This window comes from Desulfoluna sp. HI9BLuna (assembly GCF_056829775.1).
The window spans coordinates 5647440-5665731 of sequence record NZ_CP186555.1; the positions used below are offsets into that span (position 1 = coordinate 5647440).

Genomic DNA, 18292 nt, shown 5'->3' on the forward strand with positions numbered 1-18292 from the left:
GACGGTGCGTCGTCTCGGGGGCATTATTTCCCGGTTTTCAACCGGAATTAAAGGGGCCCGTCAAACCGGCCCGTCCCATGGCAATGGTTAGACTTCCAGCCAGGAATCTGAAAAGAGGGTGTGGCCCAGGATGACGTTGCAGGTCTTCACATAGCCGCGGAGCTCTTCACTCAGGGAATCCAGGGCAGGCGGGTTGCCGTCCATGGTGTTTTGGATCACCTCATAGATGTCGGGGCGATTGCCTTTGCTCAGGCCCATGGTGGCGTCGTCCTTGGCGTCGGCGATAAAAGATTCCATGCCCTTGATGTTCAGCATGGAGGTAAAGGTGATGTTGATGATGTGCCGCAGGTGATCGGGTACGCCGTTGGAGATGTTGGAGACCCCGCAGGTGCTCCGGGCGCCCGGGGCGATGTCCTGGAGCATGTCCATGAAGTTGAGGAGGCTCACGGCCTGGGGCTGCTGGATGTTGACGGGGGTGACAATGCCGTCCACCCAGATCTTTTCGTTGGGGACCCCCGCTTCGTTGGCTGCGTAGAGGAGCTCCACGCACAGGGCGGCGCGTTCGTTTTCGTCCCTGGGCAGGCCTTCCGGTCCCCACATCAGGGCACAGAAGTGGGCGCCGCTTTCGGCGGCCAGGGGGATCATGCGCTCATAGCGTTCGGGCACGGCCATGATGGAGTTGATCATGGGCGGCAGTTTGCACTTGGGAAGGGCGGCTGCGATGGCGTCGATGTTGGAGGTGTCGAGGACCAGGGGAATGTCATCCACCACTTCCTGCACGGTTTCCACAACCCAGGGCATCAGCTCTACGCCGTCTTTCTTGGCGGGACCGAGGTTGATGTCGATCCAGTCCACGCCCTTGGATTTCTGGAAGAGGGCCTCTTCCTGAATCGGCTTGGGATCTCTCTCCCTGAATCCGCGTCCGATCTCTTTGCCGATAACGTTCAAGCTTTCTCCGATGACTTGAAAACCCATAAAATTCCCTCCGGATCTGAGTTGATGTTGCAAGAACAGAAAAACGTGCGTGAGTTGGAAAATAAGCCCGTCCCGCCCCGGTAACCGGGCGGGACGGGCGACAAGGGCGCCGTTGGATCAGGCGGCACCGACCTTGGCCTTCAGGAAGGCGGGCAGGTGCGCAGCTTCTCGGGGACCGACGGTGATGCTCCAGTCGGGGAGCTCTTCTTCCACATCCCCTGCGATGGCTGCGGCGTAGCCGGGGATGATCAGCTCGTTGTGCTTGATCTTCTCGGAAATGCCGCTTTTCTTCACAAAGACCCCCACATCATCGCCGCTGAATTTGCCTGCGGCCCAGGCCGTGAGGACCGAGAGGCCCTCGGCTTCCTTGATGAGGAGCCAGCAGGGGACCCTGCTGCCCTCGGCTTCGCCGGAGACGATGAAGTAGGTGAGGGCAAAGTTGGTGGTGACCATCACCGGTGAGTTCTCGTCGGGGTTGCCGATTTCGTAGATGCCTTCGGTGACCGTCATGGGGCGCTGCGGGTCGGTGAAGATGTTGAGGCGTTCCAGCAGAAGCGGGAAGAGGGTCTCGGTGTTGAACTCGGAGAGCACCACGATGCCGCCGTACTTGGCCACGAACATCCCGGCGATGAGGGCTTCCATGTCGGCGTTGCCGGCCATTTCGCTGGGAAAGGTGATGGTGGGAAAGCCCAGGGAGCGGTTGCCGCCCTTGAGGGCTGCCCGCCGGATGGCGACCTGATCGGCAAAGGAGCCTTTGAGGTCCCGGCTGCCGGAGTCGATGACGATGTCCTTGATCCCCATGGCCGTCAGTTTGTCGGTCAGGGGGATAAGGGCCTCGACACCGTCGGCCTTGACAGCCACGGGCAATTCTGCCGCCTTGGCGATCTCACCGAAGGCCTCCACCGTGGCCTCTGTGGCACCGTAGATGAGGGGCCGCTTAAAGGCCGTGGCCTCCACGCCGGCTTTCATCACTTCGGGGTCTTCGCTCATGAGGATGAGGTTGAACTCCGAGGTTTCGGCGATGGTTTTTGCGGTTTTGGCAAAGGCATCAGGGCCTGCGCCGTCGTCCTTGACCGCGATGAGCTCGGGCCGGAGATTAAGGCCCACGCGCTCGTACTGGAAGGCGTTCCAGGCCGTCAGGCGGGCCGCAAGGTCGGCTTCAGCCATGGAAGAGGGGATGGTGGCGGCCAGGGTGGTGGGGTTGTAGAAGGTCTTTTCGTGACGGTACATCACGGTCTCGCCGCCTGCGGTGGCTTCACGGACCCCTTTGCCCAGCTTGACGGGGCGGATGGGAGGGGCCGAGGCTTCGGCGAGTTTTTCCCTGGCTTCGTCCGAGACGTAGGGGCAGTTGTCCAGCTCCGCCTTTCCGGATGCCAGGTTCATGGCAAAGGCGAGGCAGGTTGGCACCCCGCACTCTTTGCAGTTTGTTTTGGGCAGCAGTTTGAAGATCTGTATACCGGTAAGAGCCATGTGTATCTCCTTGTCTGGGTCCTGTCTGGATGACACTCGATAGCAATGTCGGACAGCATGGCCTCCGGGCGGCAGGGCGGCCGCCCGGAGGCCGTGGCATTATCCGATGAGCGGGTCCATGGACATGGCGGGGTGACCTTTTTCCTCGAGGAAGGGCAGAATTTCCTCTTCGGTGGTGCCCACCGTTTCATCGGCGATCATGTTGTAGAAATCGGGATAGCCGTTTTCTTCACCGTACTTATCAAGGCGATCCTTAATCTCTTCTTTCAGCATCTTGGGCATCCAGACCATGCGGAGCAGTCCGCCGTCGCCCTTGATGAACTTTCTCTGGGTGATGTTGTACTTGGAGTGGCCCACAAAGCCCGGGGAGGAAGCCCCGCCGCCCATGACGCCTGCAAGGGTGGTGAACTTCATGCCCGAGGGGGTGTCTCCGGCAAATTCCCGGTTGACGGTCATGACACCGTTGCAACTGGGGAGCATGGCGGCGATACACTCACAGCAACCGCAGGTGGTCATGGGGTCGATGACCATGGAGTAGAAGTTGTAGTGGGTGACGGCACCGCGGGAAGCTTTTTCAACAAACTCGTTGACACCTTTCCACTGACCGAGGACCGGGTCGAGGCACTCGCCCTTTTCGATGGGCTGGTTGGGGCCGGTGGGGTTGATCTCAAAGGCTGCCCGGCAGTCCATCCAGTTGTAAGCGCCGCAAAGGCCGGTACGCTCGGGGCTCACCGTGCAGACGTGGTTGGGGGCAAAGGACTGGCAGAGGGAGCAGGAGTAGAAGATCTCCACGTCCTCGTCCGTCATTTTGTCCACACGCTCGTCACGGGTCTTGTACTCGGCACGGGCCGTTGCCGTGAGCTTGGCCACGTCCTCTTTGCCTGTGTAAAGGGTCACCTGGACCTTGTCGACGATCTTCTGGAACTCCTGATGGAACTTGGCGTGGAGGACCACACCGATGTCCTTCAGGGTAAAGCCTTTGTCCACGGCGGACTTGCTGACGCGGACCCAGGAGATGTCGCGCTGGCCGATGTGCATGATGCCCTGGATGTAGTTGACCAGGTGGTGGATCTGGCGCTCCATGATGGGCTCAAAGTCTTCCTGGAACTCACGGCCGGCGATCTGGATAAAGATGCCCAGGTCCAGGGTGTCCCCTTCGGAGAGGTCGGGGATGTCCTTGCCCACCACGATGACCTTGCCGTCTTCGATTTCGCTCATTTCCGCGCGCTTGACCAGCTCGGTGCACTGGGTCTTGCCGCCGCCCATCTGGCTGTGCAGGTCGGCACCACGGACACGCTCGCCTTCGTAGGCGGGGCCAAAGGAGCAGGGGATGTTGATGTCGGAGACGGTGACCTTGAGACCGCGCACTTCCACGGACTTCTGGCAGATCTCCTCGTGGGGGACGTTGGCCACCACGTGCTCGTAGGTACAGATACCCGTGGGCAGGATCTCGGGGATGTCGGTGTCGGCAAGGGTGGGGAAACCCCAGTTGACGCAGCCGGCGGCCGCCACGCCCCACTCGGTGCCCACATCGCCCAGGGCGTTGACAAAGGCGAAGATCCGCTCTTTGTTGTACATGAGCATCTTGCGGTGATCCCCGGGCTGAACGCCGCCGAAGGCCATGGCCGCACGGTTGGCAAAACCGAGGGCAAAGACGGCAGACGAGATGTCCGGGCCGAAGGGCACGATACGGGTGTTCCAGCCCACCTGCACATCCTGCTCCACAAGCTGCTGGATGACGCTGGTGTTGTTGTGGTTGGCCGCGCAGAAGATATAGAGGCTCTTCTTCTGGTAGTCTTCAACGATGTCCTTGGCGATTTCAGAGTTGGGGGCGGCGCCCACGATGGCGGCAAAGCCCGGGGCGCTGCCGTCTACGAACTCCACGCCGCGCTTTCGCAGGATGGTGTCGTCGGCGGGGCCGAGCCAGATGCTGCCTGCTTCCACGTCCGGGTCTTCCGTAAAGGAGTAGAACTCGGGCTCGTTCAGGATACGCAGGGCTTCCTTGATTTCATAGGCGAAGATGGCCGCCATGCCGGCGTCGAGCAGGGGCCCCAGGTAGGGCAGGTGGTTCTTGCCCTTGACGTGGGGAGGGAGAAGGCCGCGGGCAAAATCCAGCGGTTTTTTCATATCTTCCAGGGTCTCTACCTTGATGCCCAGAAGGGAGTAGATGACCGGCAGGTAATAGGCGGTGTTGCCGAAGCTTACCTTGGTGCTCGCGTCAAATGTTTCAAGTGCTTTCTTGTACTCACCTTCCACCTGGGAGACCACTTTATAACCACCCTGTATGGCGGCGAATGCGACTAATTTGGACATGCTCTTCCTCCTTCGTTGAGGATATTCTTAAAGGTTGATGATCAAGCATGTGGATGGCGGCCGGACCGGGCCGCCGACCCGCTATCCGTCGATGGCCTGACGGGCGGCCATATCCATGAGGACACGTTCTCTTGCCTTGTCGATACCCAGCTCCTGGCGCTTTTTGTCGATATGGGCGATCATCTTCTGGGCGTGTTTGACAGGGTCGGGCTCGCAGTCCCACATGCCGCCGTAGAGACCTTCCAGGTCGGTGTAGAGATGGTCCTTGAAGGCAGGGGCGCCGTCCACGGGCAGGGTAACGCCGAAGACCGTGTAGACACCGGAGGTTACGAAGTAGTGGCCGATGGAGATGGCTTTCTCGCTCATCCACTCCGGGGCGCTGCCGGCCACGGGAAGGTCCTTGATCTCTTTGCCGAGTCCGCCTGCCTTGACCACTTCGGTGGCGGCCAGGAGGATACGGGAGTTGTCCACGCAGGATCCCAGGTGGAGGACAGGGGGGATCCCCACGGTTTCACAGACCTCGGCAAGGCCGGGGCCGCAATGGACGGCGGCACACTCGGGGCTGAGGAGGCCGGCCATGCCCGCTGCGATGGCGCTGCAGCCGGTGGTGAGGACGATGACGTCGTTTTTGATGAGTTCCTTGATGACGGTGATGTGGTCGTTGTTGTGCTTGGTCCGCGCGTTGTTACAGCCCACAACCCCGGCGATGCCCCGGATGCGGCCGTTGATGATGTTGTCGTTCAGGGTGTAGTAAGAGCCCCTGAAGGAGCCGCCAAGATGGTACTCAATGGATTCCACGCCGAAACCGACCACCTGGGTCTCTTTCTGTACGGGAATCATCACCTCGGCCTTGCGGTTTTCGAAGTTGTCGATGGCCATCTTGACGATGCGTTTGGCGTCTTCCATGGCATGGTGCTCGTCGAACTCAATGTGGATGACGTTGTTCTGCTCCATGCGGGCGATGGGGTGGGTGGTGATGAGCTTGGTGTGGAAGCACTTGGCCACGTTGGCCAGGTTCTGGAAGATACACTGAACGTCCACTACCATGGCGTCGCAGGCGCCGGTGATGATGGCAAGCTCCTGCTGCAGGAAGGTCCCCACGATGGGTACGCCGTGGCGCTGGGCAAGTTCGTTGGCCGTACAGCAGATACCGCCGAGCTGGATGCCCTTGGCACCTTTTTCCGCTGCGTAATCCATCATCTCCTTGGACTGGCTGGCGGCCACGATCATTTCCGAGAGAATGGGCTCATGGCCGTGAACGACCAGGTTGACGTGGTCCGCCTTCATGATGCCCAGGTTCACTTCGGACTGCACGGGGCTGGGGGTGCCGAACATGACGTCCTGGAGGTCGGTGGCGATCATGGAGCCGACCCAGCCGTCGGCCAGGGCCGCACGGGTGGACTGCTTGATGAGGTTTTTGTAGTCCTGGTCCACGCCCATGTGGGTGCGGTGCATGATCTCGACGATCTCGCGGTCAACGTTTCGGGGAAGGACGCCGAGCTCTTTCCAGCGGTTGTAGGTGGCCTCGGGGGCACGCTTGATGTAAAGGCATTCGCTGTCGGGCTTGCCCCATTCGTTCATGGCCTTTTCAGCCACTTCCAGGGCGATCTCGTCCATGTCGCGGTCTTTGACTTCGCCGTCCACGGTGACGGTGGTGTCCACGTCAAAGTGGGGAGCGATGGCAAGAAGCTTGTGGTAATCCTTGATCTGGTAGTCTTCGGTCTCTTTTCTCGCAACGGAGAGGAATACTTCAGCAACGCCGCGTCCGTGGTCGGAGTGGGCGGAAGCGCCGCCGGCGACCATGCGGGCGAAGTTACGCGCCGCAATGGTGTTGGCCGTGGCTCCGCAGAGGCCTTTTCGTGTGTCTTCGCCTTCGATGCCGCCCTTGGGAAGGGGGAGGCGGCAGGGACCCATGGCACAGTTTTTACAGCAGATGCCCTGGATACCGATGTTACAGGGCTTCATGTTTTCAGCCCGGTCGAACACGGTCTCGACGCCGAGTTCCTGGGCTCGTCTGATCATTTGCTGAGTCGCTGGATCAATGGAGGCATTGAGCGGATCTGCCAGCTTCATTGCCTTTGCTTTTTTTTCGTCTGCCATCAGAGGTTCCTCCTCTTGTTGTAGGGTCATCCTTTGCCTTGCACTCAAAGCGCGCTTCGATGCGGCTTCGTGAATGAACGTACCTTAAGGCTTACGCTACGCGACGGTGGATCATGTTGAGGCGATCGATGAGCTTGTCCAGCTGGCTCTTTTGTTCTGCTGCCGCGGTGAGTGTCCTCAGGGCTTCAGGCTGGGTTCCACGGGTCTTGGCCATCTCGGCACGGGCCTTGGCTCGCTCCGCGCGGATGGCTTCTTCGGCTTCTTCCCGCTTGGCCTTGGCGTCGATTTCAGCCTGCTTCTTGGCCTCTGCTTCGGCTTGTGCTTTGGCTTCCGCATCTGCCTTTGCTTTGGCTTCGGCTTCTGCCTTGGCCTTTGCGTCCGCCTCGGCTTTGGCCTTGGCTTCGGCTTCCGCCTTGGCTTTGGCCTCTGCGTCCGCTTTGGCCTGGGCTTCAGGATCTACCTTCGGTTCTTCTACCTTGGCAGGTTCAGCGGCCTTGGCGGGCTCGGGGGTGGCCGGGGCAGGCTTGGCTTCCGCCTTGGGAGCGGCAGCGGCTGCCGGAGCTTCTGCAGCGGCTTTGGGTGCCTCTTTTTTCGCGGGTTGGGGGGCTGCTTTTTTCTCTTCTGCGATGGCGGTATCCGGGGCGGGGGCAAGGCTTGCGAAGTCCACATCCACGTCGTCAAGCTGTTTGGTGATGCCTGCCACGTCGGTGGCCATGCCTCCTTCGATCATCAGGTCGATGAAGGAGCGGACGAGCCGGGCAGCTTCGGGGTGGCGCATAATCAGGATATCGCCGCCGGCGACAAGGTAGGAAACGGCGCAGACGGCCTCCATGAGGATGCCGCGTTTTTCAGGGTCGCCGAGGATGGGGGCCTCTTCAACGCTCTGCTTGGCTTCCTTGCACTTCCAGATTTCGTTGCCGAGGTTGTTGATGATGGGGAACTGGAGTTTGTCGTCGCCCTGCTGCATGGCTGCCATGCGCAGGCGCTCCATGACGGAGTAGGAGTACTCCATGCCGTAGCCGAGGCCACCGGTGGTGGGGTCGACAATGACCCTGTCCATGGGCATGCCCAGGTTTTCCAGAAGGATGTTGACCTGTTTGGCCAGGTTGACGTCGATGGGGGATGAGGAGATCAGGGCGTGGCCGTAGCCCATGGCCGAGGCGCCGATGCCTTTGTGGTTGGCGTCTTCAACCGGGCCCAGGGTGAGCTTGAATTCCTGGCACTCTTCCGAGACGGCTTTAAGGACCTCTTCATCCTTGCCCGGGTTCGAACAGCCCCAGACAATGAGGGGCACGTCGATGGCTGAGGCCACCTTTTTTACTGTGGCGGCGGCTTCGGCGGGGCTGGCGTCTTTGTCGTTGGGATCGATACTTTTGAGTTGCAGTACGATGAGTTCTGCGCCGAATTTCTCCACGCAGAGTTTTGCCCAGGCCGCGGGATCGCTAACGACATCTTTAAACGGCGCCAGGCAGGCTTCGGGCCAGTCTTCAGGTGCCATGTCCCAGACTTCCATGGCGATTTTGGGTTTGTGCGGCATGTCCCCTTCAAACTGATAGAAAGGGTAGCATGAGGCACCACCGACGGATATGGCGTTGTCGCCTGCTCCGATGGCAATTTCCTTGATGCTTCCTGCATAGGACTCTTTAATGATTTCGAAACCCAATGTTACCTCCTTGTCGTTGACTAATTATATGGATGAAGGCGTCCATTCGTTTATTCGTGTCGATCACGCCCGTCGGATTGTGACGATCCTTTGGGCGCTTCGAGGAGAAACCTGAAGTTTTTAAAGAGCGGAGTTGGAAGGTAACGCAAGAGAGCGTGTTAAGAGATCGTGCTGGGCACGGCGTTTACTCTTCTATTTATATGATTCTGAATTGTGATTCTTTTTTTTATTTTAGGATAGCTAAACCATGAAATTTCTAACAACTGCCTTGGGTGCTGTCAATATTAAATATCATATGATTCGAATTATTTTTCCCGGGATGATCTTTGAGAAGTAATATACGGTTTTTGACAGTGAGCGTCAGTTAAATATTGAAGGTGTTCCGCCATGATAGTTCGGGGTTAAGTCGACGCTGCGAACCTTATAAGTGCGGGGCTCTGAAGGATATTCTCTCTGTTGGAGTCAATGGATGACAACTGTCATTGATGAGTAACATTAAAAATACTAATTAAGCCGAAAAAGTGCTTGACTGGTATGGGGTATTGAGAGATAGTTCCGAATAATAAACAAAGGATAGAAGGCAATCCGTTCTGTTGTCATGGCGTTTGGAACGACGTTTACGATCAATGCAGACGTTATACGACATGATGGTGGTTTCTTCCGGGGGAATGCAAAGAAGAGCTGCCAGGAAGTAGTGAAAACAAACATGAGGGACCTGCCTCAGCGTTGTTGTGTTCGCACCAGGGGCCGAACACGGCGGCGTGATGCAATGTGGCCCGGAAAGACTTCGGGCCGGGCGCATGTGCGCCAAGCAATTCTGAACAACCGGATAATTCCTGCTGGTGGATGCTTTTTTATGGTACACGTGCAGGCACTGATTATTGGGACGTACAGACCAGGAATTTGTTTTCATCACCATGCTACCGGCTCTTTCTGTGGGCCAATTCTTGAAAGGAGTAATGAATGGCTTTAGATCCAAAGAAGCACGCTGATTGGGAAATTGCTCAGGATTCTGAGAAATCCATGAAAACCATTTATGAGATTGCGGAAGAGTTCGGGCTGACCAAGGAAGAACTGCTGCCCCAGGGCCACTACATCGGCAAGATTGACTATCGCAAGGTTCTTGAACGCCTGAAGGACAAGCCCAACGGCAAATACGTCGATGTTACCGCCATCACTCCCACGCCCCTTGGGGAGGGCAAATCCACCTCCACCATGGGCCTTGTCCAGGGCCTCGGCAAACGCGGCAAGCGCGTGTCCGCAGCCATCCGCCAGCCTTCCGGCGGCCCCACCATGAACATCAAGGGTTCTGCCGCCGGCGGCGGCCTGGCCCAGTGCATTCCCCTGACTCCTTTTTCCCTGGGATTCACCGGCGACATCAACGCCATCATGAATGCCCACAACCTCGCCATGGTCGCCCTGACCTCCCGCATGCAGCATGAGCGCAACTACACCGACGAGCAGCTTGACCGCCTCACCAAGATGCGTCGCCTCGACGTGGACCCCACCAACGTGGAGATGGGCTGGGTCATCGATTACTGCTGCCAGTCCCTGCGTAACATCGTCATCGGTATGGACGGGGTCAACGGCAAGCGAGACGGCTTCATGATGCGCTCCAAGTTCGGCATTGCCGTCTCCTCCGAGGTCATGGCGATCCTGTCGGTTGCCACCAGCCTCAAGGACATGCGTGATCGCATGGGCAAGATCGTTGTGGCCTACGACAAGAAGGGCAAGCCCGTCACCACCGAGGATCTGGAAGTGGCCGGTGCCATGACAGCCTGGATGGTGGACGCCCTGAACCCCAACCTCATGCAGACCCTGGAAGGCCAGCCCGTTATTGTCCACGCCGGCCCCTTTGCCAACATCGCCATCGGCCAGAGCTCCATCATCGCCGACCAGGTTGGCCTCAAGCTTGCCGATTTCCACGTCACCGAGTCGGGCTTCGGCGCCGACATCGGCTTTGAAAAGTTCTGGAACCTGAAGTGCCGTTACAGCGGCCTGGTTCCCGACGCAGCCGTTGTCGTGGCCACCATCCGGGCCCTCAAGTGCCACGGCGGCGCCCCGGTTCCCGTGCCCGGCAAGGCCATGCCCAAGGAGTACGGTGAAGAGAGCGTGGAGTGGGTCGAGAAGGGATGTGCCAACCTGATCCACCACATCCGCAACGTCCGCAAAGCCGGTATCAGCCCCGTGGTCTGCCTCAACGCCTTTGTTACCGACACCAAGGCCGAGTGTGAGAAGGTTCGTGAGCTGGTGGAGGCCGAAGGGGCCAAGTTCGCCATCTCCGAGCACTGGGAGAAGGGCGGTGACGGCGCCCTGGAGCTGGCAGACGCCGTTATCGCTGCGTGTGACGAGCCCACGGATTTCAAATTTCTCTACGACCTGGACATGCCGGTCAAGGAGCGTATCGAACTCATCGCCACCGAGGTGTACGGTGCCGACGGCGTGGACTTCTCCGCCGATGCAGCGGCTTCTCTGGCGCGCATCCAGGCCGACCCCGAACTTGCCAAACTGGGGCTCTGCATGGTCAAGACCCACCTCTCTCTCTCCGACAACCCCGCCCTTAAAGGGGTGCCCACGGGTTGGCGACTCCAGATCCGCGAGGTGCTGACTTATGGCGGCGCCGGGTTTATCGTACCCGTGGCCGGTACCATCAGCCTGATGCCCGGCACCGGCTCCAACCCCTCCTTCCGTCGGGTGGATGTGGATGTTGAGACCGGCAAGGTCCAGGGTATTTTCTAGGACCCCTGGTGCAGGTTTGACACGCGACAGATAATAAAAAAAAGGCCGGCTTGCCGGCCTTTTTTTGTCTTTAATGAGCAAAGGCTGGATTACTTAACGTTCGTGGGTTAAGATAGCTTTCGCGTCACCGTTTCATGTCCCGCCTCTATCGTATCGCAATTGTATCGCGCCGACCCGTTGGAACGGATCTGGTGATAACCCAATCGGGAGAGAGTATGGAAAAATTTACGGTGCAGTTCATTCCCCATGAAGTCTCCATCGAAGTCGCGGCCGGAGAGTCCCTTCTGGCAGCCGCCATGGAAGCAGGCGTGCACATCAACGCCTCCTGCGGCGGGGGCGGTGTCTGCGGCAAATGCCGCGTGGTGGTGGAAGAGGGGGCGTCGGCTTGCGAACAGACCGACAAGTTGACCCAGGAAGATTACGACGGGGGCTGGCGCCTCGCCTGCATGACCGAAGTCAGGGACAACCTGACCGTGCGCGTACCCATGGAATCCTCGGCCCTTCTGGGGGGCGAGTTGCCCCAGGCCACGCCTCGGGCAACGGCCCATATCCGCAAAATGGACTTTGAGGCGCTAAAGGAGGAGGGGCTCTTTATTCCTCCCATGGAGAAGATCTTTGTGGAGCTTCCCGTTCCCGACGCATCGGATCACAGCGCCGATGTGACCCGTCTTTTTCAGTACCTGAAAACCGTCAGGGGTGAAGGGGGGCTGGACATCGACCTCTCGGTGATCCGAAAGATGCCCAAGGTGCTCCGGGACGGTGAGTTCAAAGCCACGGTGACCCTGGAACGGCCGGTGAAAAGCGGCAACAAGTCCCGCATCGTCAATATCCAGTCCGGCGACCGCACCGATTGCAATTATGCCATTGCTCTGGATATCGGCACCACCACCATCTACGGCCAGCTCTTCAACCTGAAGGATGCCGCGGTGCTGGAGCAGTGCGGCAAGGTCAACGGCCAGGTGAGCTACGGGGAGGACGTGATCTCCCGGATTATCTATGCGGAAAAGGAAGGGGGGCTGGAGCGGCTCCGCCAGGTGGTGGTGGAGACCATCAACGAGATCGTGGGGCGTCTTTTGTCCCGCAGCGGTGTGGACATGGAAGAGGTCTCCACTGTGGCCATCGCGGGCAACACCACCATGACCCAGCTCCTGTTGGGCGTGGACCCCCGCAACATCCGACGGGCGCCGTACGTCCCTGCGGCCAACGTCTATCCCCCGCTTTTGGCCCAAAGCCTGGGCATCACCCTTGCCGAGCACACCACGGCCCTTATTTACCCGCTCATCTCCAGTTATGTGGGGGGGGATATCGTGGCAGGCGTCATGGGCAGCGGCCTTTACCGGAGCGACAAGCTGACCCTGTTCATCGACATCGGCACCAACGCCGAGATCGTGGTGGGCAACAAGGAGTGGCTGGCCTGCACCGCCTGTTCCGCAGGCCCTGCCTTTGAAGGTGGGGGCATCAAGTTCGGCATGCGCGCAGCCCCGGGGGCCATTGAGGACTTCTCCCTCGACCCGGTGAGCTGGGAGCCCATGCTGCGGACCGTGGGGGGCGCCAGGCCCCGGGGGATCTGCGGGTCCGGTCTCATCACCACCGTTGCCGTTCTCTTTGAAAACCGCATCATCGACAGCCGCGGCAAGTTCAATACGGATCACGCCAACCCGAGGCTGCGGGAAAACGAAGGCATCACCGAATATGTCCTGGTCTGGGCGGACCAGACGGACATCGGCCGGGACATCACCTTGACCGAGCCGGATATCGACAACCTCATCCGTGCCAAAGGGGCCGTCTACAGCGGGTGCGAGACCCTGCTCAACGAGGTGGGACTCTCCATTTCCGAGATTGAGGAGATCATCCTGGCCGGCGGGTTCGGCAGCTACATTGATCTGCAGCGCGCCTTTACCATCGGGTTTCTTCCCGAGATCGACCCTGCCAAGGTGACCTTCATCGGCAACGGGTCCCTCATGGGGGCGAAGATGAGCGCCCTGACCAACACCCTGCGCCAGGATGTGGTCCAGGTGGTGCGCATGATGACCAACTTCGAGCTCTCCGAGACCCCCTCCTACATGGATCACTACATCGCGGCACTCTTTCTGCCCCATACCGACCTGAACCTGTTTCCCCGCCTGAAGGCGAGGCTCTCTGAAAAGCAGGGGGCGGTGGATACGCCGTGAGGAGAATGTGTTATGATGCGGGGTGCTGCTGGCGACCGCATCATGAACGCACCGCAGGCGGTATAGGATTGTTTATCACGTCATAATTTTGGACCCTGATTGAGGACGACCATGGGAAAAGTAATTGCAGTAGCAGGCAAGGGCGGTACCGGAAAGACCACCACGGCATCCCAGGTGGTACGGTACCTTGCGGCAAGCGGTGTTTCACCGGTACTGGCCGTGGACGCAGACCCGAACAGCAACCTCGGGGAAACCCTGGGGATCGAGGTGGAAAAGACCGTCGGGGATATCCGTGAAGGGTTCATGAAGGACCCGCAAGGGGTACCCTCGGGCATGGACAAGGTCAACTACCTGGAGCTCCTCATGAACCAGGTAATCATCGAGCGCAGGGATTTTGATCTCCTCGTCATGGGGCGCCAGGAGGGGCAGGGGTGCTACTGCATGGTGAACAACATCCTGAACCGGTTCACCGAAGAGCTTGCCAGAACCTACAAATACCTTGTGGTGGACAACGAAGCGGGCATGGAGCACCTGAGCCGCCGCACCAGCGGCCGGGTAGACTATCTGCTGCTCATAACGGATTACTCATTGCGTGGCCTGCGGGCGGTCAAGAGAATCCACGACATGCTCGACGACCTCAAGCTCGATGTCAGGCACAAGGGGCTTGTGGTGACCCGGGCTCCGGAAAACCTCAACGGAACGTTTCTTGCCGAAGTCAAGGAGATCGGAGTGCAGATCGTGGGTACCGTCCCGGATGATCCGGAACTGGCGGTTTTGGACATGGAGAAACGGTCCATGATGGAGCTTGGTGATGACTCTGCATCGGCAAAGGCCGTGGGTGGGGTCATGGAGAGGGTGCTGGCCGACCTTTCCTGAGGTTGAGATCCGGTGTGCTCCCATGCCGGGAACTTCGCTTTTTCGGAAGTAAACCGGGAGCTCACGGGGAACGTCTAATTCATATCGATCTGTGAAAGCGGGGCGTTGACAGCGCCCCGCTTTTTTAGCTCTTGCCCTGCCTTCCCTCTTTATTATATGGGAAATAGACATCCTTCATTTATCATCAACCATTGAGGAGCAGATCATCCATATGGAAAAAGCAAGAGCAGTCATACTTGCCTTTACACCGGAACCTGAACGTATATGCGCTTCTGCGGCGCGTATTTCATCCACCAAAGGGGCGGCCACCGAGATTTATGAGAACACGGATCAGAGCAACATCGGCCAGTTGATCAAACGGGTCGTGGCCCTGGGCCATGTGACCATCACGGAGCACGCCGTTTTCAACATCGCCTTTGAAAACGTTTCCGCCTTTTTCGAGCAGTTTCTTATTGAGTTCCGTCTGGCCGCGTACACGATCAAATCCCGTCGTTACGTGGACTACTCCGAGATGGGGGGACTCTCCCCTGAGTTTCGTTTGAAAAAAGGGGGGCTGGCCGATGCGTCCTTCGGCGAGCGCTTCGAGACCTTGTCCAGGGAGCTGTTCGAGGACTACCACAAGCTTCTGGAAGCAGGTATTCCCAAGGAAGATGCCCGGTTTGTGCTGCCCTACTGTCTGAGGAGTCATATTTACTGCACGGTCAACGCCCGTGAGCTGCTTCATATTCTCCACTCCTGTCTCAACGGCCGCGGGGCCGCGTACCCCGAGATCCGCCAGATCGGTGAAAGCCTCCTGGACCAGGCCAAAGAGATCCTCCCCGATGTGTTTGATGACATTGACAAGGTGGAGAAAGGGCGCGAGGACAAGGAGAGCAGGCTCCGCGAGCTGGTTGTCGACAAGGGCGTCCAGCGGCGTGCCGACGGGGACAGCGCCCTGGTGGAGCTGTTGACCCACTCCGGAGAACCCGACCTCATGGTGGCCGTCTCCGCCCTTGTTTCCCATTCCGGGTGCTCCTCGTCCGATGCCCTGGGCATGCTGCGTGACGACGAAGAGCTCACCGCGGGAATCATCGACATCGTGACCTCGGATCGGCGCAGGCGAGAGCTTGAGCAGGTGAACGTCACTTTTCGCCTGAACGACATGAGCCTCTCCTGCCTGACTCACCTGGCACGCCATCGTATCCAGTCCCTGGTGGTGCCCTCCTTTACGGAGTTCGGCAAGAGCCGGACCTGTGTGATGCCCGAAACCATCACCGAAAATGAAGCCGCCAAAGAGATCTACATGGGCTGCTTCGAAAAGAGCATGGACCTGTACGAGGCCTTCCGCGATGCGGGTGTCATGGAAGAGGACCTTGTCTATCTGTACCTGAGCGGCAACGTGATGGACGTGGTGACCACCATGAACGGCCGGGAGCTCTACCATTTTCTCAAGCTGCGCTGCTGCGACCGGGCCCAGTGGGAGATCCGAAACTACGCCGTGGGCATGCTTTCTGCCGTGCGGGGAATCTCTCCGGTGCTCTTCGGCAAGGTCGGCCCCGGATGCTTCATGGACGGGGTGTGCCCGGAAGGCAAGATGAGTTGCGGTAAACAAGTTGAAATGAAGAAGCTTTTTTCTAATATGGAATAATATAAGGAAAGGTGTCATTGTCATGAAGAAGGTTACCGTCACAACGTTGTACAACAAGAAGAAGGAAGGGGAGAAGATCACGGCCATGACCGCCTATGATTTTCCCTTTGCCACCCTCATGGATGAGACCGGGGTGGACATGATTCTCGTGGGGGATTCCCTGGGCATGGTCATTCAAGGGGGCAACAGCACCCTTCACGTGACCATGGACGAGATGATTTACCACACTCGCATTGTCTCACGGGCCTGCAAGCGCACCATGGTGGTGGGGGATATGCCCTTTATGGCGTATCAGGCCAGCGTGGAAGAGGCCGTGCGAAACGCCGGTCGCTTTTTAAAGGAGACCGACTGCTCTGCCGTGAAGCTCGAAGGCGGCGCCTCGGTGTGTGAGGTGATAAAGGCTATTTCCTCGGCAGGCATCCCGGTTCAGGCCCACATCGGCCTCACCCCTCAGTCCGTTCACCAGATGGGCGGATTCAAGGTACAGCGTGACGAAGACCGACTCATGGCAGACGCCCTGGCCGTTCAGGAAGCCGGAGCCTTCTCCGTGGTTCTGGAAGGCATTCCCAACCACATCGCCAGGGCCATCACCGAAAAGCTCTCCATCCCCACCATCGGTATCGGCGCAGGCCCCGACTGCGACGGCCAGATCATCGTCATGCACGATACCCTGGGCATCAATTCCGGCCATATCCCTAAGTTTGTGAAGAAGTACGCGAACTTAGGGGATGAGGCCAGAAAGGGTATCAAAGGGTTCATCGATGAGGTGAAAAGCGGTGAGTTCCCCGCACCCGAGCACTGCTACAGTAAATAGTAGCGCGTATTGCCGCCTTCTATGGTGGCCCATCGGGTTATGATGGCATGATCCCAGAGGATCAATAAAAAAAGCCTGTGCAATTGCACAGGCTTTTTTTGTTGCTTTGTAACGATTCGGGTTGCCCCTGTTCGTTATTCGTAACGTGCTGCAAGAAAAAAAATAAAAGCACAAAAAATAGCCTCCGGCGGCAAGGTGTGCCACCTTGAAAGCAAATTACCGCCGGGCTTTGCCCCTCGTTCCTCGGGTCAAATCCCAGCGGTATTCTGGCGAACCATTGTGTGATTATTTGTTTCCGACAGCCAAACAATGGGCTCGTCGATACCTATCGACCGGCTGTTTGTCACACTTTTCAAACGTTTGGCCCCCGGCAGGGCCGCCTGAGGCTTTTTTGAACCCCGAATCAGGGCCTTTCCGTCAGGGAGAATATTTCCCGGGCGGCGTAGTCCGCGTCAAAGGCTTTGACCAGGGTGCGGAACCGGCCCAGTTCACTTCGGATGCGCCCCAGGCGGTCCGAATCGCCCAGGATAGCCACCACCTCGTCGGCGATGCCTTCAGGGGTTGCTGCGTCCTGGATCAGCTCGGGGAAGACATGGTGCCCGAGGATGAGGTTGGGGATGGAGATGGCGTCCACTTTCACCAGGCGTTTGGCCACATGGTAGGTGATGGGATTCATGCGGTAGAGCACCACGGTGGGGACCCCGGAGAGGGCCAGTTCAAAGGTGACGGTACCGGAGCAGGCGATGGCCAGGTCCACGTTCTGGAATTCGTCGTGGGGGTTGCCCTCGTACACCCGGATACCGGCTTCATGGGCGCTGTCGAAGAGGGCCGCATCGAGGCTGGGGTGCTTGAGGACGGAGAAGCGTGCGTCCATGCGGGCGTCAATGCTTTTTTTGGCTTCGCACATGGTGGCCAGGTTGGATTTGACCTCCTTGCGGCGGGATCCGGGAAGGAGCAGGATGCGTCGGGGCCCTGTTTCCCCTGTTGTGTCTTTTTTCATGGCCGTGATTGTGTTGACCAGGGGGTTGCCCACAAAGGCGGCCTCCACGCCGTTGTCCCTGTAAAAGGTCTCCTCAAAGGGAAAGAGCACCAGCATCTTGTCGATGTATTGTTTCACCAGCTTCAGGCGGCCCTTGCGCCAGGCCCAGAGCTGGGGGCTGATGAAGTAGACGAGCTTTCGGCCCGGTTTGGCCACACGTTTGGCCATGCGGAAGTTAAAGTCCGGGTAGTCGGTGAAGATGACCACATCGGGATCGATCTCTTCAATTTTTTCGGCGATGCGGTTAAAGATCTGGATGAGGGTAGGAAGGTAACTGATCACCTCAAAAAATCCGGTGACGGCGTGGCTGGCCAGGTCCGCCACCTGGGTGGAGCAGGCGGCAAGTCCGGGGCCGCCTGCCGAATAGACATCGATGTCGGGTGACGCGTTTTTCAGGGCGTGAACCAGTTCGGTGGCATGCATGTCACCTGAGGGTTCACCTGCAACGATAAAAAGTTTCACAACCTTGCCTTTGTGTTCGTGGTATCTGAAAACCGGAGCCCTA

The 18292-nt window shown here is 58.6% G+C and carries 11 protein-coding genes; 5 read left to right on the top strand and 6 right to left on the bottom strand.

Annotated features, from left to right (window positions below):
• Positions 1 to 87 precede the first annotated feature (87 nt).
• The 5 genes from ACOYW0_RS23025 to ACOYW0_RS23045 form a co-directional block, all read right to left on the bottom strand.
• Entirely contained in the window at positions 88 to 975 is an 888-nt protein-coding gene (locus tag ACOYW0_RS23025) for a dihydropteroate synthase (protein WP_482416080.1), read from the bottom strand.
• Between the two features lie 117 nt (positions 976 to 1092).
• Positions 1093 to 2445 (bottom strand): acetyl-CoA decarbonylase/synthase complex subunit gamma, encoded by a 1353-nt coding sequence (acsC, locus tag ACOYW0_RS23030; protein ID WP_482416081.1) that lies wholly within the window; start codon positions 2443 to 2445, stop codon positions 1093 to 1095.
• 99 nt (positions 2446 to 2544) lie between these two features.
• The gene (gene acsB / locus ACOYW0_RS23035; RefSeq protein ID WP_482416082.1) at positions 2545 to 4758 is read right to left on the bottom strand and encodes an acetyl-CoA decarbonylase/synthase complex subunit alpha/beta; all 2214 of its coding nucleotides are present in this window, start codon (positions 4756 to 4758) and stop codon (positions 2545 to 2547) included.
• An 81-nt stretch (positions 4759 to 4839) separates the two neighbouring features.
• Positions 4840 to 6858, bottom strand: a complete 2019-nt coding sequence (gene cooS, locus ACOYW0_RS23040; protein ID WP_482416083.1) for an anaerobic carbon-monoxide dehydrogenase catalytic subunit — start codon at positions 6856 to 6858, stop codon at positions 4840 to 4842.
• Positions 6859 to 6949: 91 nt separating this feature from the next.
• Positions 6950 to 8521 (bottom strand): acetyl-CoA decarbonylase/synthase complex subunit delta, encoded by a 1572-nt coding sequence (locus ACOYW0_RS23045; RefSeq protein WP_482416084.1) that lies wholly within the window; start codon positions 8519 to 8521, stop codon positions 6950 to 6952.
• A gap of 963 nt (positions 8522 to 9484) precedes the next feature.
• On the opposite strand from ACOYW0_RS23045, the gene ACOYW0_RS23050 reads away from it, so the two are divergent.
• From ACOYW0_RS23050 to panB, 5 genes are all read left to right on the top strand, one after another.
• Positions 9485 to 11260: a formate--tetrahydrofolate ligase gene (locus ACOYW0_RS23050; RefSeq protein ID WP_482416085.1), complete on the top strand. Its 1776-nt coding sequence runs from the start codon at positions 9485 to 9487 to the stop codon at positions 11258 to 11260.
• A gap of 215 nt (positions 11261 to 11475) precedes the next feature.
• Positions 11476 to 13431 (top strand): ASKHA domain-containing protein, encoded by a 1956-nt coding sequence (locus ACOYW0_RS23055; protein ID WP_482416086.1) that lies wholly within the window; start codon positions 11476 to 11478, stop codon positions 13429 to 13431.
• 111 nt (positions 13432 to 13542) lie between these two features.
• Positions 13543 to 14307: an ATP-binding protein gene (locus tag ACOYW0_RS23060; protein ID WP_482416087.1), complete on the top strand. Its 765-nt coding sequence runs from the start codon at positions 13543 to 13545 to the stop codon at positions 14305 to 14307.
• A 211-nt stretch (positions 14308 to 14518) separates the two neighbouring features.
• Positions 14519 to 15934, top strand: coding sequence for an FAD-dependent thymidylate synthase (thyX, locus tag ACOYW0_RS23065; protein ID WP_482416088.1), 1416 nt, complete (start codon positions 14519 to 14521; stop codon positions 15932 to 15934).
• 22 nt (positions 15935 to 15956) lie between these two features.
• Positions 15957 to 16748: a 3-methyl-2-oxobutanoate hydroxymethyltransferase gene (panB, locus tag ACOYW0_RS23070; RefSeq protein WP_482416089.1), complete on the top strand. Its 792-nt coding sequence runs from the start codon at positions 15957 to 15959 to the stop codon at positions 16746 to 16748.
• 403 nt (positions 16749 to 17151) lie between these two features.
• Here panB and lpxB read toward each other — a convergent pair whose 3' ends face one another.
• A complete protein-coding gene (gene lpxB, locus ACOYW0_RS23075; protein ID WP_482416090.1) occupies positions 17152 to 18249 on the bottom strand; it encodes a lipid-A-disaccharide synthase in 1098 nt (365 codons plus the stop codon).
• Positions 18250 to 18292 lie beyond the last annotated feature (43 nt).